Here is a 19,605-nt window from a genome sequence, read left to right as displayed (position 1 = left end):
ATACTGAGGTTCGGTACAGTCCGGTTAGCGCGAGTGCTAACTAACAGCCTTTAGCACCTTTCAGCAATTACTGTGTCTCATCACGCATGGATTATATCCACATCTCGGAATTCAAACCGGGCTCCTCCCTCAGAACTCTCCTGAATTTGAAGCCTCCATCCATGTGGCACTGTCTAGTTGAGCGGGTTTGAGAAGCGAGGAGGTCGAAGCGAGAAGTGCCTATGCAACTCGCAGACCTCCTCAGAGAAACGTTGGATGAGGACAGCCAAGACGTTTGGGAGAATGAACGCACACCGACACCCGTCCGGCGGTTTGGGGTGCGTCTCCATACTGCGGGGCTGTCGATTAGGGAGACGGTTGCTGTCTTAGACCTGCTGGGTGTCGATCGCTCTCACGGTGCTGTCTGGAATTGGGTGCATACACTGTCTGAAGCACAGAGTGACCCGCCGACGGCGGAGCCGTCGCGGGTCGCGGTCGATGAGAAACAAATCGAGATTGACGGCGAAAAGAAGTGGTTGTACGCCGCTGTCGATACCGAATCAAAGCTGCTTCTCGAAGTTGACGTGTTCAGCCGCCGCGGGACTGACCCCGCGGCGGCGTTCCTGCACCGGCTCACTCAGAAACACGATGTTGCCGAGACAGTGTTTCTCGTTGATGCTGGCGGCTATTTGACTGCCCTCTCACGTCACGACTTGAGCGGTCGGCTCGACTATCGAATCCGGAACCACCTCGAAAAGTGGTTCCAGACTGTCACCATGCGAATCGACCGCTTCCATTCTTTCTGGAGGGGCAGTCAATCCAGCGCGAAACAGTGGTTACGACGCTTCAGACACCACTACAACCACGAACGACCGAACCAAGCACTCGACGGACGAACGCCAGCTGAGGTAATCCAGAACTAGACAGTGCCATCCATGTGCTTCTGCAATCCGTTTGACGATAGTGAGACCAAATCCTGTCCCGTCACTCGCTGATGAGTGCCCCGGTTCAAGCACTCTGTCCCGTTGTTCTTCGGGAATGCCCTGTCCAGTATCTTCAACGTAGATGCCGTGTGAATCACATTCGCCGACACGGACGGTCACATCCGCCCCACCGTGTTCAATGGCATTACGGAAGAGGTTCTCAAAGAGGTGTTGCAAGCGGCTCTGATCACCTCGAATCCGCAACCCATCTGCGACATCAAGCGTAGCTTCATCCGTCGGGACTGTTTGCCAGCATCGACCAATCAGCCCGCTAAAGTCAATTTCGTCCATCTCTGAGACAACCTTCCCTTGTCTAGCAAGCGTGAGCGTATCTTGGGTGATTTCATGCATACGCTCAAGTGCCCGCGCAGTTGCATCGATGTGCTTGTTGTCGTGTTCCTCAGATAGGTGTTCTATACGTCCCATGGCGACAGTAAGCGGGTTCCGCAGGTCGTGAGAGATAATACTTGCAAACTCGTCCAACTGCTCGTTCTGACTTTTGAGTTGCCGTTCCCGCCGAACACGCTCTGTCACATTTCGCGTAATACCGATCACTCGGGTTACTGTTCCATCGGTGAAAACTGGCGCTAGAACCGTATCCCAAAACCGTGCGTCTTCACTCACAGGGAGTTCTTCCTGATATGAGATCGGCTCACCCACTCGAACACATCGATGGTAGTTCGCTGCGAGTTCAGCCCCACGCTCGTCGTCAAATACCTCTTCAGGGGTTTTCCCCTTGACCTGTTCCGTACGAAGGCCGGTTTGTTCCTCGTATGATGGGCTCAGACGCTCGAACTCGAATGAATACCCTGTTTCGGTTGGGCGCACGCTGAGCAAAAATATTGCGTCTGCAACGTTTTCGAGGAACGTTTCGTACTCCGTTGCGAGTTGGCGATATTCCTGCTCTTTGGCTTTCCGGTCAGAAATATCACGACTCATCCCGAGGATCCCGTCGATTACCGGGTCGTCACGGTGGTCACGAAGTGTCGACTCGATCCAGCACCACGTCCCGTCAGCCCGCTTGAACCGAACTTCAGCAACGGCCGATCCATCCCCGTCCAGCGCTCGTTCGACCGCATTCGCATTGGCCTCCCGGTCATCCGGGTGGACGTACTCATACCCCTGATTACCAATTAAGTCAGCAGGGTCGTAGCCAAGGATACGACGAACCGACGGACTCACATACGTGATTGTCCCGTCGGCAGCAAAGATAGTAGCAACATCCGTAGACTGCTCAACAATTCTTTGATGGAGTTCCGGATTCGAGCCCCCATCGCTTTGTGAACCACACATCGGCCAAGGTTTCCACCTGTACTTTGTCGCTGAGGGTTATATATAATGTGCAAGATACGCATACATACTGAGCAGGCGTTGCAGCCAGCACCATGGCTAAAGAAACTGCCTTTTCGCCGCCTGTCAGAGTTCCGTTGCCTGCATCTGCTCGTGGGCGTCGGGATTGACCACCGGGATGACGCCCTCGACCTCCTCCTTGCCGTACTCCTCCCGGATCAAGTCGTGTATGTCGTTCGCGAGAGCAACGGCCTCGTCTTGCGTGTTGGAACTCACCTCGTTCTCAGGAAAATCTGCTGGCCCGACGCCCTCAACGACGATGAACAGCTGGTCGTCACTCATTGTTGACCGCCTCGACGAGCAGCGTCGTTTCGGGCAGGTCGTCGCGAGAGGTCGACAGGAACTCGGAGGTTTCCAGCGTTTCCTCGACCAACTCGACCAGTTCCTCCGAGACATCGCCAAAGTGAACGATGGCGTCGGGATCGGGGTAGTTGTCGTACTGCTGTGCAGCCGTCTTGTCTGTCTTGTTCTCACTCATAATTGGTCGGCGGCACGCCCTCTGTGGGACGCCCCTCAGCCCGTTGGGGCGCAGAAAATACACGGCGGCTCGTTCCCTGCCATCCGATTCATCGCGATGAGCCTCACCTACCTCCTGAAGCGGGACCGCCGGACCGGCCTGCCGGTCCAAGGTGGAGCGTGTCCCCCGAGCGCTTGCGCTCGGGAACCGTGAGCGTGAGAGTGAGCGAAAGAGAGAGTGGTACGGCTCCTCGATTATTCCGCGATCACGTTCCCGTCCTCGTCGATGGCATACCTGAGTGGGTACACGTTCCCGTCGATATGCGTAGCCTTCTTCGGCAGCGTCTCGTTCAGCCACGCTTCGCGGTCGGCGTCGGTCTGGATGTCCTCGTTCGGGGAGTGGACGCTGAACAGGTCCATGCTCACCCAGCGATTGACCGTCAGCTCGCCGGACGGGGAGTACACCTTCACCCGCTCCTTTTCAGCGTCAACACCGACGACGGCGAGTGCAGACGTGCCCTCGGTCGTTTTCAGTCCATCACCGATATCCACGGCATCAGGGTCGATATCGAGGTCGTCGCACTGCTGTACAGCCGTCTCATCTGTCTTATTCTCGGTCATAGTCGGTTTGGCGGCACGTCCTCTGTGGGACGCCCCTCACTCCGTTGGGGCACAGAAATCACACGATGGCTTGCTCCTCGGCATCCAATTCATCGCGACGGATTTCCCGTGCCCGCTCTCGAAGGCGAGACTGGATCGGCGTCCGGTTCTGGTGCTTGTTCTCGTATGCGAGATACCGCTTGACCGTCTCCATTGAGTGCATGCAGTTGATGCCGGCGACGATTGGCTGGAGATGGTCGGCGTCCAGCAACCGCTCTGGAGGGAGTTTGTCGAGAATTGAGTCAGGAGTGTCGCTCATGAATCCTCCTCTCGGAAGTCGTCGAGCGTCGTCCTGCGTTTGTACCGACAGCCCGGGTAGTGAGCCAGAAGCGTCTCGTCGACGGCGTCCCAGAAGCCGACCTTGTGCGGCGCAACCGACTGCCAGAACCGGGCCCGTGCCAGCGCGGCCGGAACCCGATGGCGTTCCTCACGACGCCACTGCTCGCGCTCGATCATCGCCATGCCGACGCTCCCTCCGGTCGATCCGCCATGTACGAGCTGGCAAGCTCCAGCCCGGCGTCGAGTGTGCTTCGTGTCCCGACCAGTTTGGTCGCCCGTTCGAGCGTCCAGCCAGCGTCACTGTGTTTAAGCAGGACTGTCGCTCCGGTGTCGGGGATATGCCAGCCGATCGTGTCGTTGCCAGCGGCGAGAAATTCCCACTCACCGACGGCAGCCTCCTGTGCCGCGCTCTGTGTGTCAATCAGCACATCCGAGCATGGGCCACCAGCACCGAAATCGCCCAACGTGGCCACGTCTGCTGCGTTCATGCAGCGACCTCCCGGCGGTCCCAACCGGCGAGTTCGGCTTCGATGGCGCTGATGATGGTTGTAACCTGTTCCTCCAGCGTGTCTACCTGCTCGCCGTCGACGTCCAGGAGCGAGCGAAGTTCGAGTACATCCGGGAGGTCGATACTGTCTGAGCGCCGGGCCACCGCACGGAGGACAACTGCTTGAACATCGGCGCTGCCGGACTGCCCTCGAACAGTCGCCGTGATGGACTCGACGAACTGCGAGGTGGTTGGCTGTGACAGGTCTTCCGAACGACGGCAGGACATATTTCGAGACATCCTCTCACCCGCCAGAGGAACACAAAATTGGGGCTCGCTGTTGCTGTGGGTGAAGTTTTCTACTTACTGCGTTGGCTGAAATACCTGCTCAATAAAACTACGTACTGAACAGGCGATTCTTTTTGACAGTTCTGAAAATAATTACCTTGCGAACTGTTCTGTGACGCCTTACTGGCAGTGACATCCGCGGGCCGCGCACGGCGCAAAATCCGCCCCAGCTATCAAATATAATAATCACACCCATGTCGTTTTTGCAAATGTGATAAAATAGCTAAATATGTCGAGTAGTGTTCAAGAGGCGATCCAAGTCCTCCATGTTGATGATGAACCGGACTTTCAGGACCTCACTGAGGGGTTTCTTGAACGCGAAGACGAGCAGTTCAGTGTCGCCGTATCCTCTGGTGCCACCGAAGCTCTAGAAATAATCGACAACGACAAGCCGGACTGTGTCATTTCAGACTTCGATATGCCCAGAGTAGATGGACTTGAATTTCTACGGATGATTCGGATAAAGTATCCACAACTCCCGGTTGTTTTCTTCACTTCGCAGGACCGTGAGACGATTATTGGTAGTACCATCGCCGTCGGCCCCACAGGCTATGTAAAAAAGGAGGCGACTGCTGAACAGTACGAATTTCTAGCCGAACAGATCCGCAGTACGATGTAGTGACCAAACCGCGACTTATCGGACAAGTCGGTACTACAGACGTACATTCATTTCAGTCGTCATAGAGCGAATACGCCCCTCAGTAAGCGTGCGTACCGAACAGAAGAAGTATATTTCTACTAACGGTCCGAGAGTCCGGCCAATTCGAGGTAGGGCGTGATCTGCTCAATAGCCTCTTGTGGGTGGACTGTCTCGCATGCTGGGTCGTACTGCACGACTCCAGCGTCGGCCATCTTCGGAAGGTGAACGTGGAAGAGGCTGGTACAGACCCGTTCGTACTGCTCGCGGGTGTGTTCGCCCTCCCAGAGTGTAAGTTGGTCGGCGAGGTCGCTAATCGGGACAGCACCGACTGCCTGTGTCAGATACTGCAACGCACGTCGACGGCGCTCGCTCGTGAGTAATTCGAAGATAGTCGTTACAGATAGATCGGAGTCAGTACTTCCTTCGTTGGCAGTGTGTTGTGTCTTTGTCATCGTTATCTGCATACCTCGCCTACCCATCACCCGCTTCCTGTCGGTATTGGCCTACTTCAGCGGTGTATTCTTAAAATTCAGTCGGTCAGTATATAAATACTCGGTATTGGTAGCTCTATTTACATACTGGAGGGATGGTCGGTGGAGCTGATTCCTCTACAGATACGTATCAGGGTCTACTGAGACAGATCGCTACGGGGATCTGCCTATTCATCAAGGAACGTAGACTCGTCTTTGGGGGTGTCTGCGTTGTCGGTCTTCTCGATGGTAATTCGCCAGTTGGGTACGACCGATGATGGAGGAGTTACCTCCCACATGCCCTCGATAGCGACCCCCTCTGCGAACGACTCCAAAATGACTGTTTTGAGGGCTGATTCGAAATTATCTGTTGGCGCATCTGTGGGATTAGCATTTGATCGAGAGGTCATAATCGGACTGCGTAACACGTAGGGGTGGCGATCTTACCACCACACGGTCACTGAGTCTTATAACTGAGAGGTGTATTTAACTCTCTCTATCAGATGAGAATTCACTGCTACGGCTATAATCTGTACTGCTCATTAACTGATTAGGCCCACCGGTTTCGTGGAACTACCGCTGGCTACCCAGTCCACCCGCCGATCTCGACCTGTGTACTGTCTGCCGGAGCATCGTCCGCTGTCCTCGCAGCTGAGTCAAACGGGGGCTCGACGAGACGCGGCACTTCATCGTCGTATGTTCGGTCGGGACGTTTCACACAGTCGACCGGCACGATGGGGCTGCACTCACTGCAGGAGGTTGTCGCCCCGTCGAAGCCGTTGATCGTCACCGACCAAGAGATGATGCTTGCAAGCCGATACGTCTCCGCTGCTGGACGGCGGGTGCTTGCAGACCGGCAGCCAACAGCTCCACAGACATCGCAGGTAAGCAGATAGTCTCGATCTGCCTCGTGGAAAAGCAGAGCGGCCTGCTCGACGTTGTCGCGGTCCTGAAGCGCACACTCCCGGCAAATCGTAAATCGGAACACGCCGTCTTCTCGGTCAACCTCGTCGGGCCACCGGACATACGTGTACGCCTTGCCGGAGATATCGGCCCTCTCTCCGCAGAACCGACAGCACTCAGCCGTTGCCTCGGGCTGGACGTCGGTCACTGAGACCACCGTGCAAGTGTTGATTGTTCGCGAGCAGTGTCCACGGGACAGAGAAAGCGCCACTTGTATCGCTCACGAATCGGCTTGTTCTCGCGGTTGCTTGCCTGTCCCGGTTCACGGTAGCCCGTACAGGTCCAGCCCTTGTCTTGCAGCGCCCGAACCATCGCGCCATCATAGTCCGAGCGTACCCACGTCAACAAGAAGCGAGTGTCACGGTCGTCAGCCTGCAAGAATCGCTCCTGTGAGCGGGCTAGCGCTGCCGACGCGAGGTTTGGCATCCGAACGCCCATGCAAATCCGCGCAGCCTCGACGAGTGAGTCGCCGGATACCACTTCGCTGTCAACGACTGCCGTGTTCGTCGATGGAAGCACCCGCCGGGCGGTCGCTCGAATCTCTGCTGGAAGACTGTCGATCTCGACGGGCTCGGGACAGAGCTGGCCGTCGACGCCGTACCGGATTCGCTTCTTTGAGATGAGCGGGTAGCGGTACGTGATAGCCCCGACTAGCGAGTCCTGAAAGTACATCCCATGGTGAGCGAGGTTGACCGACGGCAGCGACTCCATGTATGAGTGATGCGCCTCGTACACGGCGGCTGCGGTCTCTCTGTCGATTGGCTCCACGGCGACATGATCGGCAAATCGAATCCCGAGAGGTGCGGTAAACGGGTCGCCGTTGGCGTGAATCGGACAGGAACATTCCCCTGTGTCTGCTGGCGGGCGATGCTGAAACGACTGTGCTCGCGTCGACGCTGAGTGTGTGGACATCCTCGCACCCGCCAGAGGAACAGAAAACCGCCGTCTCAGTCGAGGCCGGGGAGTCGTTCAGCGATGATGATGCCGCCCCTCGGCCCCTCCAAGTACAGTGCTGTGTGCCCACGAAAGTAGATGGTGTAGCGGTCTGGAACGTACTGATGTCCGGTCGAAAGCGTCGCGATAGCCTTCGACAAGATCCGCGCCGAGAACAATGAGTCGCCATTGTGATTCGACAGGCGGCCGGATTGCAGTGGCTCCCAGCTGTCGAACTCGTGGTCCGCTGGTGGCGTCAGTGTTGTCCGGGCCGTTGCGATCAGGTAGTCAGCCCCGTCGACAACTTTCGCGGCGGTGTTCGTTACGTCTGGAATGAATTCCACATTCCCCCCGAAGTCGGTCATTGTCTCGTTGTCCCAACGCAATGCTTCTGGATGGCCGGCGACCGGCACTGGTGGGCCTCGGAAGCCCTCGCTTCGGATGTGAGATTTTGCTTTGCTCTCGCAACCGAATGTCTCTCCACAGGTGCACTCGAACGATTCGTCGTTGCGGTAGTAACCGTCAGTATCCTGTGCGCGGACGAGTTCACCGTCGTCGTCCATGTAGATGGTGTCGACATACCCCCACGAATACGACACTTCGATCTCGTGCTCTTGACTGGGCTTGCTGAAGTCGAAGCCGGCTTGCTGGTCTGGCTGTCCGTCCTGCGTCTGAGTCGGATCAGTTTCCGTCATCCTCTCACCCGCCAGAGGAACAGAAAATCACTCAGCTCAAGGATTTAAGCAACAGACCCGATGATACTAAGGGGGTGTTGATTAAGCGTTGTGAATACGGCTTCTTTATTCATCCAGCTGGCTGAAACAACCGGTCAGTGAGCGTGCTTATTGAGGAGACCCAAGAGGTTCAGCCACAGTCGCTCACGGTGCTGTCTCTCTATAGATTTGCTTGATAATCTCTGGGGGTTTATTGAGCGTGTGCTCGTTAAATTGTCCTTTGCTCCCTTGGTGTTGGTTCCGTGACTCGGTGATTTCAAGAAATGACAGTTCCTCCAAAAGTTGTCTCACACGCTCATGGGTGACTGGATCGACAGCGTGCTCATTGCAGAGTTTTTTATATGCATCTAATACCTTCGAGGTCCGGAACCACCCTTCATCAGAATTACTAATTGTAAGCGCTGCAAGTGCTCCGATGACATGCTGGGAATGGGCTGGCAAGCCCGTAATAAGGTCGCGAAGCCGTTCGGCTTCAGCCATCTCGCGTACTTTTGGAACATCTTCTTCTGAGATAGTATCATAACCGTTTCGTATGGCGTATTTGCCGAGTGAAAACAACAGTTCAATGCCCTTTCGGGCGTCGCCATGTTCTTTCGCAGCGAGAGCTGCCACCCGGGGGATGACTCCCTCCTCAATCACCCCTTCGTGGAAGGCGTCTGATCGGTTCCTAAGAATCTCCCGTAATTGGTTGGCATCGTATGGGTCAAACACGTACTCTCGATGGCCGAACGAACTTTTTGTCCGCTCGTTCATCTGATTCCGGTAGTCGATCTTGTTCGAGATTGCCACGATACTAATGGGTATATCTATTGAACCATTTTCTCGAGCCCGAGAAAGAATCATCAGTGGGGAATCATCGCGAAGTCTGTCGACTTCATCGAGCGTAATGGCAACACCATCGTAGTGCTGGTTAAGGATCGACCATAGCCGCTCATAGTATTCATCAGTCGAAATACCGCGGGACGGGAATTTGACGCCGCTTTCAGGAGGGTTGATGCGACGGCCAATATTGCGCGGGACTCGGGCAGGACCGTCAGTTTGTGAACAGTTTATATAGGCAGTTCCAACACTGACACCACGACGGTCAGCCTCTGCTTCGACCCTGCCCATTACATGTTTAGCGACAAGCGACTTTCCTGTTCCCGTTTTTCCGAAGATCAGCACCGAGCTGGCCGGTTCACCAACAACAAGAGCCCCAATCTCGTGAGCTACCTGTTCAATTTGTTCGTCACGGCCTATAATGCGGTCGGCGTCAGGGACGTGATCCGTGTCGACGAGGTCTCGGTTCTTGAAAATCTCGTTCCGATGCTCCACGACAGGAGCGTCGAAAAGGGGGTCGCCCCCTTGGTCCCCTGCATCTGGCATATCTCGCATATCTTATTGATGGCACAAAAACCTATGGACCTAGTTTGGAGTGAAGATAGTAGTTTTAGCTCCTCATCACTAATTCTATTGGATATTCAATTGACTCCAAATCTATCGGAACACACTGGATTTGGAGTGTACTGGGTGGTTGTATCATATGCCATCAAAACGCAGTCAAAAGGTCCTCAGATTCTGCTGTTGATGAGACATCTCTGTGGAAGATTGGATAGGAGTCGATACTGGGTGTCTATATCTGAAATCTATTCTAGGAGTTGGGTAAGAAGCGGTCAACACACACACCGGATTTGGAGTCCAGAAGCGCGAGAGGCTGGGGACAAACTCTCGAAGCATGTTTACGGATGTGTCTGGACTCCAAATCTGGTGTCTCCTTCTAGTCTAGTCTAACTAGAATGTGAAAGGAAGAGAAAGATGAGACAGCACAGTAAGTACAGCTTCCGTAAGCGCGGGACTCAAGCACACTCATATTAAGATATCTCGACTCCAAATCTGGTGTGTGTGTGAAATCCCCCATTAGGGGTCTGCTCGTGATTTCCTCCCAGGTCTAGACTCCAAACTTGGATATCCGCTGTACGTTCAATATCGCGGGTTTGCACGCTATCCATCCTGTTCTCTCTCCCCGCCGTCGGTCGCAAGACTCGTTTGTCTCGTGGCAAGGAACCGCTCAGGGACGTTCTCGAATGCATCCAGCCCTGCCTGCTCAGTCCCCTCAACGTCGACGCCACTGTGGCCTGTTTGCCACGTAGCAGAGTCGCGCTCGAAGCCCCCGTCAAAGGCCGAGAGTTCTGATCGTCGGGCTGGAGCCGCTGCCGACGAGAGTTCTTCGACGCGGTCTGAAAGCCAGTCCATCTGGTCGAACATCCCGTCGAAGTCACGCTCCTGGAAGGGGAAGCGGACTGTCGCTTTCGGCGGAAGGGAAGTGTACGTCTCTCGCCCAGCCCGAATCGCAGTTGGTCGGCCGTCGAAGATGTCGCGCTCACGCAGCGCGTCGACGTAGTCGCTGCCAGCCAGAACGACCAACTCCCGGCAGGGGGACTCCTGCTGATCGGCAGCATAAGGCCGCCGGAGCCAATCACCGAGAGACGAGTGGACACGGAGCGCCCAGCGGTCAAGGCGGGTTTCGACCTGTTCCCCTGACGGCAGCCAATAATTGGCTTCTCCCTCGATGGGGTCGTCGCGCAGGTCCTCGATGGTCGTATCGTACGGGGCGACCGTCTGCCGGGGCATCAAGATCCCGTGTTCTGCAGAGAGAACCGCCCAGGTGTTCGCTCGTCGGTCAGCAGTTCGAGCCCACTGGACAGCTGCCTCGGCATACGATCGTTTGACCGAGAAGTACGAGGATGTATAGAGATCGCGAACTGCAACTGGCTGGTCGGTTTTCGCATCGCCGCATCCGATGAGTACGAAGCGGCCACGGGTCCGCTCAGTCTGTGTGGTGGTCATCTGTCTCCCTCGCCCCACCGGGAGTCACAAAATCAGGTGCTAGAATCAGTAGTTGTGGCCGTCTGGCAACGCTTCCGGGCAGATGTGCTTCTGGGTGGTTAGCAGGTGCATCAACTGACTCAGGTGTGATTTTGCTTGGATCCAAAATTGCACCGTAGTTCTTCCGGTCTGGTGTCGCGTCGCGTCCGCATCCCGAACACTCTCTTGTACCGTCGTTTCCGTAGTCTCGTGCCTTCGTGCAACCGCAATTCGGGCAACTGTACTGTGGTGCAGTCTCCTGAGACAGTTTCGCGCTCATATCTGGAACTTCCCCACCCGTGGGGGAGACAAAAAATTGCGGCTCTACGGGATACACGGCTGTTCAGTGGTGACTCTTGCCTAATCTGGTGAAATAATCATAGAGGAACTGACATTGGTGCGAATTGGCAGCAAGATATAGAGGCTGGATACAGTATTCGAGATCATGGGAGCAAAATTATACAGTTCTGTTTTGTTAGAGAGCCGTATGGATGTACGGTTTCGTGACGCGACACAAGCGGACGTAGATCGACTGTGTGAGGTCAACAGGGCCGCTATCGAAGCAGTCGGGAATGAGCAGTATAACGAGCGACAGATTTCAGCGTGGAAAAGCGGGGTTGATGCTTCGCTGTATCCCATTGGGGATGCCGAAACGCACTTCCTCGTTGCTGAAACAGACGAACACGTCATCGGATTCGGCTGGATGAAACCCGAGGCCGACGAGTACTTCACAGTCGATGTCCACGGGGAAATCACCGGTATGTATGTTCATCCCAGCGCCGCGGGGAAAGGGATTGGAACACGGCTGCTTGACAAGCTAGAACGGTTCGCGCGAGAAGCCTCGGTCGATTCGCTCGGCCTCTGGGCCTCGCTCAATGCAGTGCCGTTCTATAAAAAATGCGGCTATAAAACGGTGACAGAGCAAACACTCGAATACGACGATGGAACCGAAGTGCCGGTCGAAGAGATGAAAAGGATGTTAGACTGACGACGTTGCACTGCTGTATTCGCGCCCTGTATTCATCATCAGTGGTTATGACATAACTCAGACAATACTGTTTCACTGAGTTCGGTAAGAGCCTCAGTGGCAGTAGCTGTTCTAGCCGTGAACTTCACTGGGAGTGAGACCTGCCCGGTATTCCACCCTGTCTCGCTCGTGTTGGCTCCGGTACGCGAGCGTCTGTCCGTTCTCATACTCAACGACAATCGCATCCTCAAGGCCACTCACAGTCGCTGTTGAACCGTCAGCAGCCCAGACAGGGTCCATCGGTTCCGCTGTTAGCGGGGTCCGGTCTTTCTTCACGGTCGGCCACACACCCCGCGATTTCCAGTATGACCGGATGTGTCGCAGGCTCTGTTGAACCGTCTCCCGTATCGAGAGCTGGTCCGCACTCCCGTAGCCGTGTGGTGAGAAATACTCGCCGTGAAGCGCCGCCAGATGAATCCCGTTCCAGTCGACGCCAACGATATCGGCTGGCTCCTGCCCAGTCACCCGCGGCTGTGTTAGCTCCTCGATCACCGGATACTGTTTCGTGGGACTTGCTCCCAACAGATGCACTCGCCGTCCCCGCCAGTCCACAATATCCGTGTACTCGTCGGCGGTCTGGTCGGAGTAGCCCATCGGATAGCCCAAGACAATGTCCTCGTCGATCACGTCGATTGCGTCGCGGCACTTCGGGACGATAATGACCTCTGTCTCCGGAAACTTTCGTTTCAGCTCCCGTGCGGCTTGGTTGTACCGTCGCGCTTCCTGCTGGTCGTATGCATCGCCGAGCATCCCGACCGACGGCTCGCATCGCTCGAAGCGCTCAATGTACCGGTCCAAGTCTGGATTCCGGAAGTCGTTGTCTAGAATCTCAATCGGGACGTCGACGTTCCGCAGCGAGGACTGGTAGGTGTAGTCCTCGCGAACGCCGACGGCGAATCCAAGCCGGTAAGCATCGATTACGAACGGTTCCCGGTGAAGGAACCCGATGTACTCAGCCTGCTGTGCATCGCCGACAGCCGCCGCTGACCAAGAGTGTCGAGCCTCAGAAGACATGAACAACACCGAGCGCACCGACCGGCGCGCCCAGCTGGCAGGCGCGGCACAAAACGACCCCGCGGCTTAAATACGGAGACGGGAAGAAGTGTCGAGCAGAATGAAGGAAGGTATCGAATCGCAGTACGACGACCCTGACAACTACCGGGGCGACTACCCACCAGACTGGGCGTACCGGATCGTCTTCCGGAAGCAGTTGGACAACAACACTTGCATCAACTGCGGGACGCGGTTCCCTGCGGAGGATTTGGAAGTCGTGCGACGAATCCCCGCCGAGAACGGCGGGACAAATAAAACCACGAACCTCCTGACAGTGTGCTCGTTCTGCGAAGAAGACATCACACAGACGGGACGCCTGAACCTGCCAGAGTCAGCGAAACAAGAGCCAGCAAGCAGTCCAGAAGAGGACACTCACAGGGTCCTTGCGTTGCAGAGCGAAGTCCCGATCACCGAGGAAGTCGAGGGCGAAACTGAGGCCAACGGGCAGTCTCGCAATGCCCCGCGTTCGAAGCCCAGCCACATTCAGACACAGTCGAAGAGTCCTCTTGCAGTCACCACGACGACCGAGGAAAGCGACGAGCAGTCCGTCCAGGACGACACCGACGAGCGTGCTGGATGGCGACGGCTATTCGTCGCGTCCATAGGAGGCACAGCGATGTTCCTGACATATCTCTGTGCGATTGCTGTCGCCATTCCCTTGCCCTCGCTTGCGGGTGATGTAGCGTTCTATGGCCTCCCACTGGCCGGGCTCGTGGCGGGAGTCCGATGGCGACTGTCGACAGCTGCTGCATCCGTTTACATGATTTTGATGTACGCTGGAATCTGGCAGGCCTCCTCGGTGGAGCCGTTCATCTCAGTACTGGCGTGGATTCCCGTGGTTGCGCCACTGACTGGGGTTGCCTACGGGGTCGTAACCGAGCGTACTGAGTTCTCGCTGCGGAACCTGCCATCAGATCCGCGATTGATGGTCCAGCGCTTCCGTTGACGAAATATACTCTGATAACTGGTCCACGACCGACGGATCGAACGAGTCGGAGACGTGTCGCACGTTCCACAGTCCAGACTGATACACCTCAGACTTCGGCGAGTGGTATCCAAGCCAATCGAGGTCCGATGGCCCTGCGGATCGACGATACCTCGACACCATTGCGATGGTATTTGACTCAATCTCGGCTCTGTCACACTCGGGTCCGGGGTCGCCCGGAACGTCAACCCACAGAAACGGCAAATCCCGGATGTACTCCGACACGCGCTGTTCAAGTTCGTGTTCCTGCTCGCGAACAGCAGTCGTCTCGGCGTCGGGATTCTGCTCGCCCCAGTGGGGATACTCGTCGTGCCAGCCGTGTTTCTCGATCAGCGCCCGTCCAACGTGCAAGCGAAAAATCGAACCACGATGGTTGCCACCGCCGGCGTACTTCCCGCGAACATTCCCACGATGTTGCCTGAGTCGGTTCCAGAGCGTGTTCGACGAACCGGTACTGACGCCGACGGTACCGATCCGTGAGAGTCGCCACTTTGTGGAGGGCATCTGTCTGAGGTCGCTTGCTGGCGAGAAGAAAAAGTACACTCCTCGGTCGGGCCACTCCAACCGCCCGTTGGCATCTCCGAGGTAGTACGGCCCTCCGATCTGGTCACGCACGTCAGCTAAGACACTCAGAAACTGTCCGACAGGACTGCTACCCGACGCTGCTTGTGAACGCATATTCGACTCCCTCGCCCACCAGGGGAGTCACAAAACACTCCTCTCAAGCACGTCTGGAAAGATACCGCTCCCTCTCAGCTGGCACCTTCGACGGCGTCGATCAGATCCGCCGCAGTCGACGAGATACGGTCCAACCGGTCCCGAAGCGTCTCTGGTGCGTCGCCGTCCCACGCCGCCAAGTAGAACGCCGAGTTGTCGGGGTCCAGCCCGAAGTGACGACTGACCACGTAGGCGACTGCCTCGGCTTCGACTTCGCGTTTCGACCGCTCCGCCTCATCCTCGACATCGAAGTGAAGCTCTGCATGGGCGAACTCGTGGATGAGTGTACTCGCGAGGGCGGCCCGATTGTCTCGGTCGACCGCTTCGACCATCGGATTCGTGGTCATGACGTTCCGACGCTCGCAAACGCCCCGTGCAGACCCATGCTCCCACTCTTCCGGAGTGACGATTCTTGCGTCGACGCCGATCTCGTCGGTCGCGTCCAACAGGTCCTCGACAAGTCCATCCGGGTCGCCGTGTGCTTCTGTCTCCAGTTCGGGAAGCGGTTCGCCCTCGGTCTGAGAGATATCGAACACCGACGTTGGCCGGAACCCGACCAGTCCCCGCCGCCATTGTTCGGGCTCTGTCTCGTCGTACTCACAGTCCGTGTTCTCGTGATACGACGGCGAATTGCCGCATTCGGGGCACTTCTTCGTGATAATGGGAGCCCAGATCCAGATCGCGTCCTCGCCTTGCTGGACGTACCGGTCGAACTCGTCTTGCCACGTATTGTACCCCGCAACTCGGGTTGCTTCGGGACACTGGAGCTTGATGAGTAGCGTGTTCCGAGCCGAGTAATCATGGAACTTCGATTGGACGTCGAGCCACTGCTGGAACTGCTCGCTGGCCTGCGCTTCGTCGGTGAGGTCGGCAAGATCCTCGACCCACGCATCGAGTTGGTCGCGCATCTCCTCGTCCCGGGAGTCCGAATCGTCGAAGGTGCAAGTGGTCTGCTGGCTGGACGACTGCTCTGGTGTCTCTGACTGTATCGTTGACATTAATCTGTCTCTGGGACGCGCTCTCGGGCACGCCCCCGCACCTCCACTGGGGGTCAGAAAATTCGCTGTTTAATTTAAGACACATTGATATCGTGTCTCCCCAGTCTACGATGCTTCGAGTTGTTCAGTTCAGGTGGCGCTCACAGCAGCTGAGTAGACCACCCCAATCCGAGTGAGTGGGTGGCTAACTCCTTCAGCGCTGGACTAAATAGCGTAAAACAGTAGTGAATATTCCCAATGCAGTACCTGCAAGAAGGCTGAACTGCAATGAGCTCTCGTCTACTAAGAGGACGACCGTGACGCAGAGAAACTCTAGGATCCCAATAACTACGCACTCAGCTCCTAGCCCGAATCGGCTCCGAAAGAATTGATTGCTAGTGGTTTCACTCATTGCTATCTGATATATATCTCTGCAGACAAGTCCTTTACCTGTGCTATATGTGTGTTTGTGACAATTGATTCTTTCCGAGAGTAGTTAACGCAAATAGATAGTCTTGTAGCTCGTTCTGTTGGCTTAAGAGTCTAACAAACGCGAATCCGCTACTCCTCGCCTCTGGCCTCCCAGCCTTTGTGGAAGTACACCAGCGCCATGTCGGAGTCAAAGCACTGCCCGGACGGAACGTGCTGCAAGACGTTTTGTTCCGGAATCGGTTCAACCAGCCCCTCGTCAAGCAGACTGGTGACCACCTCACGGCCTCGTGGCTCGTCAATCTCGACGGTATTGGGACGCTGCCGGTCACGGTCCTGTGCGATCTGTTCGCGCTCGAAGCGCTCGTAGTCTGGCACTGTTTCGGTCGGGTCCATAGAGGAAAATCCCTCACCCGACCGGGGAGACACAAAATTAGCGCTAACCAACAGTCGAGAAGTATGGCGGTCGCTGTTGGTTAAGACACACCACCGTTTCCGCAAAACCACGGGGAGCCGAGTCAGTTCGGGAGCTTCGGCGCGATCACGAATTGCATCGCTCCATCGGCGTCGGGGAACTCCGATTTCAGCACAAGCGGGACTGAGTCTCCGATATGGAGAACCCGATTAGTGCCGTCTGGCAGGCCAGCATTCGCCGATTTGACCAGCGACGAGTCAAGTTTCACTTCGACATCCGCAGGCTCGAAGGCGATGAGATCCGTGTCGTCCCACCGGTAGGTCATGCTGTCAGTGTCACCGTCTGCGGCGAACTGCATTTCTCCGGTATCGGAGTCAACAGAGAGGTCAAACCGGTCGGCAAGCATATCCGCTGCCTCAAGACCGAGCGAGATGTCATTTGGACTCAGATGGACGGTTGCCGGGATGTCTATCTCTGGCATCTCGACAGGGTAGCGGAGCGATTCAACCGCCTCAAGATAAATAGTGCGCGTTATCCCGTCGATGTTGATTTCTAGTGTGCTATTCGCTGCATCGAGTGCGAACTGTGCAAGGTCGCCTGCGTCGCCGATCGAGAGTGCATCGCGAACTCGTCCGACATCCACTCCCAGTGTCCCCCTCCCTGCATCGAAGGAGCTGAACGAACTTGCAGAGACACGCAGGTCAACCATCGCGTGCCCCTGCTGGTCGGCCGCCCGGATGGCGATTCCCGACTCTGCAATCCCGAGTCGCGTCTTGTCTGTGACCGTGCCAGCCGCCGCGAAGATCCGCTCAAACAACTGGACCTCGCCGCTGATCCGAAGATGCTGCGGGGCATTGAGCGACAGGAGGTCCGCAGTGTCGAGTTCTGCGTCACCGTCCGCCGGCGTCTCTGGCACGCTCGTTTCGGCGTCGGTGGTTGCTGCTTCGGTGCTACTGGCCGCTGTAGACTGTGACATTTCGATTTCCCTCCACTTGCCGGAGGGCACACAAAATATGCCGTTGGCGGCGTCGGTCAGGGGACGACTGACGCAAGGCGGTGGGTATAGTAGTCAACCGTCCATCGCGAGTAGTTCCGTGTGATCCGGTACTCGCGAACGACTGCAACGTCTTCCAGCGACTCTTCAGGTTGTTCCCACGTAAACTCGTAGCCGGCGATCACGTCTCCCTCGTCGAGATATCCAACCGGATGCTCCGGCCCGTCCCACTCAACCGAGATTGGGTCGCCACCGCTGGGGGGCTGGACTCCATGGCCTATCCCCGCCTGGATGATGGATGGGTCGGATGTTAACCCGTGCAACTGTGCTAAGTCACTAGCCTTGATCGAAAACTTGTCCTCCTCGCCGATGAACGAGTGCTGGGTTTGCCCGCGTACTGTTGCGTACTCTACACCCTCGATATCGACACCGAGAGCGTCGGACAGCAAGTGAGCAAACTCAGCGGCTCCCGTGCGGACTGTTTGGTTCTGTTCCTCGATCTGCAGGGTTGTCTCTGGCGTCCGCAGGTCCTTCGTGTATGGATTCTCCGGCCGTTCGACGGGCATACAGCTGCACAAGAGCGTCCCTTCTGGACCCGTCAGAATCCATGGCTGCTTCCCGCACGGGATGGCAGTATATTGCGACGCAGTGTATCGGCCACCGCCAGTGAGGACTCGGAATGCCTTTTCAAGAGCCTGTGTGTCAATGCCGTACCCGTAGCTGTCAGCGAGCCCGTCGACGAATGTGACTCGAGTGTCGACTGAACTGAAGTCGCCGTACGTGTTTGGGATTTGCAGGAGGTCACCAGTTGCGTACTGCTCAACGTAGTCTCCGACGTCCCCATCGACGACCCACCGGGTTTGCTGTTTGGTTGCTCGACCAGCCGACGTGTTGATCGACGACGCCGGCCGCTGTGTTGTCAGCCCCCAGTCCTCGTCCGGGGAGGCCCAACTGCTGTCGTCACGGTCAGGAGCGCGACACGTCGTCGCGCATCGGGCGATGCTTGCAGCATCGGGATCGAGGTCGTTGTCGGCGCTGTCTCCGTCTTCGAACGTACCGAGTGAAAGGTCAGTCATCCTCTCACCCGACAGAGGAACACAAAATTTTGGACTGGCTCACGGTCAATACAGAGAGGAATTCGGCTGTTTCGCTGTGCTTGGTAAGAGCCGACCCAGAAGGAGTGTTTCAGAGTCAGAAACACTCTGTGGGGCTTGATTATCCACTGGCCAGTATGTGTAGGTAGCCGCCGGTCGGAGGCGGTCCCCGAAAAGTATCCGACACGCTTGCCCCATCACTCCCCAACTGACCCCCAGTGTTGGCGAGCGCTAAGTGCTCGACCCGCTGCCCTCCAACGTGCCCCGTTTCCCCTCCACCTGCGTTCCACTCTCCGTACTCCCCTATCGTGCTTTCACCAAACTCCTAGAGTTCGGTGCTGTCGTCATGAGTCACAGTCTGTTGCTGACACACGGGCATCAGTGTTGGTCAGGAACCCTTTGTACGGTGGCTTCTGAGTAAATAACTGATCCGCCTTCTCGCGGGTCTGTACAAAGCACTACCTTTCTGTAAGTACCAGATTACGAGTAGTCATCCGTAATGTGGACGTTCTCTACCGTTCTTTTCGTATTATCTGAGTGAAATAGTCTAAGTAAAGACTAAGTAGTATACGCCGCTCAATCCGAGCATCTCGAATGACGCGAAAGAGCATCGCCCGGAACTCAGGTAACTCCGGCCGGGTGAACATCTCAGGCTCTGAACTCGCAAAACTTGAGGCTGAGATTGGCGACGACGTCGATGTCGACGTTGCCGATGCAAAAGAAGTCGCTCACGCTATCATCGACAGCAAGGACACGGATCAGTTCCTCATCGTCACTCCACTATAACG

The 19,605-nt window shown here is 56.3% G+C and carries 25 protein-coding genes; 5 read left to right on the top strand and 20 right to left on the bottom strand.

Annotated features, from left to right (window positions below; all coding sequences use genetic code 11):
• Positions 1-221: 221 nt before the first annotated feature.
• Complete coding sequence (locus C444_RS08730) at positions 222-902, top strand: IS6 family transposase (RefSeq protein ID WP_004592345.1); 681 nt, start codon at positions 222-224, stop codon at positions 900-902.
• Here C444_RS08730 and C444_RS08725 read toward each other — a convergent pair.
• The 8 genes from C444_RS08725 to C444_RS08690 form a co-directional block, all read right to left on the bottom strand.
• Entirely contained in the window at positions 816-2,255 is a 1,440-nt protein-coding gene (locus C444_RS08725; protein ID WP_004592344.1) for a PAS domain S-box protein, read from the bottom strand. The genes C444_RS08730 and C444_RS08725 overlap by 87 nt on opposite strands.
• 123 nt (positions 2,256-2,378) lie before the next feature.
• The gene (locus tag C444_RS08720; RefSeq protein WP_004592343.1) at positions 2,379-2,594 is read right to left on the bottom strand and encodes a hypothetical protein; all 216 of its coding nucleotides are present in this window, start codon (positions 2,592-2,594) and stop codon (positions 2,379-2,381) included.
• Positions 2,587-2,790: a hypothetical protein gene (locus C444_RS08715; RefSeq protein ID WP_004592342.1), complete on the bottom strand. Its 204-nt coding sequence runs from the start codon at positions 2,788-2,790 to the stop codon at positions 2,587-2,589. The genes C444_RS08720 and C444_RS08715 overlap by 8 nt, the downstream gene beginning before the upstream one ends.
• Before the next feature lie 233 nt (positions 2,791-3,023).
• Positions 3,024-3,389: a hypothetical protein gene (locus C444_RS08710; protein ID WP_004592341.1), complete on the bottom strand. Its 366-nt coding sequence runs from the start codon at positions 3,387-3,389 to the stop codon at positions 3,024-3,026.
• Between the two features lie 58 nt (positions 3,390-3,447).
• Positions 3,448-3,687, bottom strand: coding sequence for a hypothetical protein (locus tag C444_RS08705; protein ID WP_004592340.1), 240 nt, complete (start codon positions 3,685-3,687; stop codon positions 3,448-3,450).
• Complete coding sequence (locus tag C444_RS08700; RefSeq protein ID WP_004592339.1) at positions 3,684-3,890, bottom strand: hypothetical protein; 207 nt, start codon at positions 3,888-3,890, stop codon at positions 3,684-3,686. Before C444_RS08700 ends, C444_RS08705 begins: the two co-directional genes overlap by 4 nt.
• Positions 3,881-4,195, bottom strand: a complete 315-nt coding sequence (locus C444_RS08695) for a hypothetical protein (RefSeq protein WP_004592338.1) — start codon at positions 4,193-4,195, stop codon at positions 3,881-3,883. The genes C444_RS08700 and C444_RS08695 overlap by 10 nt, the downstream gene beginning before the upstream one ends.
• On the bottom strand, positions 4,192-4,482 hold the full coding sequence (locus tag C444_RS08690) for a hypothetical protein (protein WP_004592337.1): 291 nt from the start codon (positions 4,480-4,482) through the stop codon (positions 4,192-4,194). The genes C444_RS08695 and C444_RS08690 overlap by 4 nt, the downstream gene beginning before the upstream one ends.
• Before the next feature lie 289 nt (positions 4,483-4,771).
• On the opposite strand from C444_RS08690, the gene C444_RS08685 reads away from it, so the two are divergent.
• The gene (locus C444_RS08685) at positions 4,772-5,161 is read left to right on the top strand and encodes a response regulator (RefSeq protein ID WP_004592336.1); all 390 of its coding nucleotides are present in this window, start codon (positions 4,772-4,774) and stop codon (positions 5,159-5,161) included.
• A gap of 119 nt (positions 5,162-5,280) precedes the next feature.
• On the opposite strand, the gene C444_RS08680 is transcribed toward C444_RS08685, so the two are convergent.
• The 6 genes from C444_RS08680 to C444_RS08655 all read right to left on the bottom strand — a co-directional run bounded on the left by C444_RS08680 (position 5,281) and on the right by C444_RS08655 (position 11,108).
• Positions 5,281-5,634 (bottom strand): DUF7344 domain-containing protein, encoded by a 354-nt coding sequence (locus C444_RS08680; protein WP_152420797.1) that lies wholly within the window; start codon positions 5,632-5,634, stop codon positions 5,281-5,283.
• Positions 5,635-6,235: 601 nt separating this feature from the next.
• Positions 6,236-6,763: a hypothetical protein gene (locus C444_RS08675; protein ID WP_004592334.1), complete on the bottom strand. Its 528-nt coding sequence runs from the start codon at positions 6,761-6,763 to the stop codon at positions 6,236-6,238.
• The gene (locus C444_RS08670; RefSeq protein ID WP_049909353.1) at positions 6,760-7,527 is read right to left on the bottom strand and encodes a hypothetical protein; all 768 of its coding nucleotides are present in this window, start codon (positions 7,525-7,527) and stop codon (positions 6,760-6,762) included. The genes C444_RS08675 and C444_RS08670 overlap by 4 nt, the downstream gene beginning before the upstream one ends.
• A gap of 35 nt (positions 7,528-7,562) precedes the next feature.
• On the bottom strand, positions 7,563-8,243 hold the full coding sequence (locus tag C444_RS08665) for a hypothetical protein (protein ID WP_004592332.1): 681 nt from the start codon (positions 8,241-8,243) through the stop codon (positions 7,563-7,565).
• A gap of 183 nt (positions 8,244-8,426) precedes the next feature.
• Entirely contained in the window at positions 8,427-9,647 is a 1,221-nt protein-coding gene (locus C444_RS08660) for an orc1/cdc6 family replication initiation protein (RefSeq protein WP_049909352.1), read from the bottom strand.
• Between the two features lie 615 nt (positions 9,648-10,262).
• Positions 10,263-11,108, bottom strand: coding sequence for a DUF6884 domain-containing protein (locus C444_RS08655; RefSeq protein WP_004592330.1), 846 nt, complete (start codon positions 11,106-11,108; stop codon positions 10,263-10,265).
• A gap of 505 nt (positions 11,109-11,613) precedes the next feature.
• Here C444_RS08655 and C444_RS08650 point away from each other — a divergent pair.
• Entirely contained in the window at positions 11,614-12,114 is a 501-nt protein-coding gene (locus tag C444_RS08650; RefSeq protein WP_004592328.1) for a GNAT family N-acetyltransferase, read from the top strand.
• Positions 12,115-12,225: 111 nt separating this feature from the next.
• Here the strand turns inward: C444_RS08650 and C444_RS08645 are convergent, their stop codons facing one another.
• Positions 12,226-13,167 (bottom strand): DUF6610 family protein, encoded by a 942-nt coding sequence (locus C444_RS08645; RefSeq protein WP_004592327.1) that lies wholly within the window; start codon positions 13,165-13,167, stop codon positions 12,226-12,228.
• 100 nt (positions 13,168-13,267) lie between these two features.
• Here C444_RS08645 and C444_RS08640 point away from each other — a divergent pair, with 100 nt between their 5' ends.
• The gene (locus C444_RS08640) at positions 13,268-14,152 is read left to right on the top strand and encodes a hypothetical protein (RefSeq protein ID WP_004592326.1); all 885 of its coding nucleotides are present in this window, start codon (positions 13,268-13,270) and stop codon (positions 14,150-14,152) included.
• Here the strand turns inward: C444_RS08640 and C444_RS08635 are convergent.
• The 5 genes from C444_RS08635 to C444_RS08615 all read right to left on the bottom strand — a co-directional run bounded on the left by C444_RS08635 (position 14,117) and on the right by C444_RS08615 (position 18,799).
• Positions 14,117-14,869 carry a hypothetical protein gene (locus tag C444_RS08635; RefSeq protein ID WP_239641278.1) on the bottom strand — a complete coding sequence of 251 codons (753 nt, stop codon included), beginning with the start codon at positions 14,867-14,869 and terminating at the stop codon, positions 14,117-14,119. The two genes, C444_RS08640 and C444_RS08635, sit on opposite strands and share 36 nt — an antisense overlap.
• Positions 14,870-14,943: 74 nt before the next feature.
• Positions 14,944-15,906 (bottom strand): ArdC-like ssDNA-binding domain-containing protein, encoded by a 963-nt coding sequence (locus tag C444_RS08630; RefSeq protein ID WP_004592324.1) that lies wholly within the window; start codon positions 15,904-15,906, stop codon positions 14,944-14,946.
• A 540-nt stretch (positions 15,907-16,446) separates the two neighbouring features.
• The gene (locus C444_RS08625; RefSeq protein WP_004592323.1) at positions 16,447-16,710 is read right to left on the bottom strand and encodes a hypothetical protein; all 264 of its coding nucleotides are present in this window, start codon (positions 16,708-16,710) and stop codon (positions 16,447-16,449) included.
• 122 nt (positions 16,711-16,832) lie between these two features.
• Positions 16,833-17,705 carry a beta clamp domain-containing protein gene (locus C444_RS08620; protein ID WP_004592322.1) on the bottom strand — a complete coding sequence of 291 codons (873 nt, stop codon included), beginning with the start codon at positions 17,703-17,705 and terminating at the stop codon, positions 16,833-16,835.
• A 56-nt stretch (positions 17,706-17,761) separates the two neighbouring features.
• Positions 17,762-18,799: a hypothetical protein gene (locus C444_RS08615; protein WP_004592321.1), complete on the bottom strand. Its 1,038-nt coding sequence runs from the start codon at positions 18,797-18,799 to the stop codon at positions 17,762-17,764.
• 612 nt (positions 18,800-19,411) lie between these two features.
• On the opposite strand from C444_RS08615, the gene C444_RS08610 reads away from it, so the two are divergent.
• Positions 19,412-19,603, top strand: a complete 192-nt coding sequence (locus C444_RS08610; protein ID WP_004592320.1) for a hypothetical protein — start codon at positions 19,412-19,414, stop codon at positions 19,601-19,603.
• Positions 19,604-19,605: the final 2 nt, after the last annotated feature.

Origin of the sequence: Haloarcula japonica DSM 6131 (assembly GCF_000336635.1) — an archaeon.
In the GTDB taxonomy this organism is placed as follows: domain Archaea; phylum Halobacteriota; class Halobacteria; order Halobacteriales; family Haloarculaceae; genus Haloarcula; species Haloarcula japonica.
The sequence above is the reverse complement of the archived record's forward strand: the minus strand, read 5'-3'. Positions and strand labels throughout refer to the sequence as shown.

Excerpts from the sequence above, each read along its gene's own strand:
- C444_RS08725 (WP_004592344.1), bottom strand. The coding sequence starts at position 2,255 with ATGTGTGGTTCACAAAGCGATGGGGGCTCGAATCCGGAACTCCATCAA.
- C444_RS08695 (WP_004592338.1), bottom strand. The coding sequence starts at position 4,195 with ATGAACGCAGCAGACGTGGCCACGTTGGGCGATTTCGGTGCTGGTGGC.
- C444_RS08650 (WP_004592328.1), top strand. The coding sequence starts at position 11,614 with ATGGATGTACGGTTTCGTGACGCGACACAAGCGGACGTAGATCGACTG.
- C444_RS08680 (WP_152420797.1), bottom strand. The coding sequence starts at position 5,634 with ATGACAAAGACACAACACACTGCCAACGAAGGAAGTACTGACTCCGAT.
- C444_RS08635 (WP_239641278.1), bottom strand. The coding sequence starts at position 14,869 with ATGCGTTCACAAGCAGCGTCGGGTAGCAGTCCTGTCGGACAGTTTCTG.
- C444_RS08610 (WP_004592320.1), top strand. The coding sequence starts at position 19,412 with ATGACGCGAAAGAGCATCGCCCGGAACTCAGGTAACTCCGGCCGGGTG.
- C444_RS08655 (WP_004592330.1), bottom strand. The coding sequence starts at position 11,108 with ATGACCACCACACAGACTGAGCGGACCCGTGGCCGCTTCGTACTCATC.
- C444_RS08630 (WP_004592324.1), bottom strand. The coding sequence starts at position 15,906 with ATGTCAACGATACAGTCAGAGACACCAGAGCAGTCGTCCAGCCAGCAG.
- C444_RS08670 (WP_049909353.1), bottom strand. The coding sequence starts at position 7,527 with ATGTCCACACACTCAGCGTCGACGCGAGCACAGTCGTTTCAGCATCGC.
- C444_RS08720 (WP_004592343.1), bottom strand. The coding sequence starts at position 2,594 with ATGAGTGACGACCAGCTGTTCATCGTCGTTGAGGGCGTCGGGCCAGCA.
- C444_RS08700 (WP_004592339.1), bottom strand. The coding sequence starts at position 3,890 with ATGGCGATGATCGAGCGCGAGCAGTGGCGTCGTGAGGAACGCCATCGG.
- C444_RS08710 (WP_004592341.1), bottom strand. The coding sequence starts at position 3,389 with ATGACCGAGAATAAGACAGATGAGACGGCTGTACAGCAGTGCGACGAC.
- C444_RS08715 (WP_004592342.1), bottom strand. The coding sequence starts at position 2,790 with ATGAGTGAGAACAAGACAGACAAGACGGCTGCACAGCAGTACGACAAC.
- C444_RS08620 (WP_004592322.1), bottom strand. The coding sequence starts at position 17,705 with ATGTCACAGTCTACAGCGGCCAGTAGCACCGAAGCAGCAACCACCGAC.
- C444_RS08660 (WP_049909352.1), bottom strand. The coding sequence starts at position 9,647 with ATGCCAGATGCAGGGGACCAAGGGGGCGACCCCCTTTTCGACGCTCCT.
- C444_RS08645 (WP_004592327.1), bottom strand. The coding sequence starts at position 13,167 with ATGTCTTCTGAGGCTCGACACTCTTGGTCAGCGGCGGCTGTCGGCGAT.
- C444_RS08625 (WP_004592323.1), bottom strand. The coding sequence starts at position 16,710 with ATGGACCCGACCGAAACAGTGCCAGACTACGAGCGCTTCGAGCGCGAA.
- C444_RS08690 (WP_004592337.1), bottom strand. The coding sequence starts at position 4,482 with ATGTCCTGCCGTCGTTCGGAAGACCTGTCACAGCCAACCACCTCGCAG.
- C444_RS08705 (WP_004592340.1), bottom strand. The coding sequence starts at position 3,687 with ATGAGCGACACTCCTGACTCAATTCTCGACAAACTCCCTCCAGAGCGG.
- C444_RS08640 (WP_004592326.1), top strand. The coding sequence starts at position 13,268 with ATGAAGGAAGGTATCGAATCGCAGTACGACGACCCTGACAACTACCGG.
- C444_RS08730 (WP_004592345.1), top strand. The coding sequence starts at position 222 with ATGCAACTCGCAGACCTCCTCAGAGAAACGTTGGATGAGGACAGCCAA.
- C444_RS08615 (WP_004592321.1), bottom strand. The coding sequence starts at position 18,799 with ATGACTGACCTTTCACTCGGTACGTTCGAAGACGGAGACAGCGCCGAC.
- C444_RS08665 (WP_004592332.1), bottom strand. The coding sequence starts at position 8,243 with ATGACGGAAACTGATCCGACTCAGACGCAGGACGGACAGCCAGACCAG.
- C444_RS08685 (WP_004592336.1), top strand. The coding sequence starts at position 4,772 with ATGTCGAGTAGTGTTCAAGAGGCGATCCAAGTCCTCCATGTTGATGAT.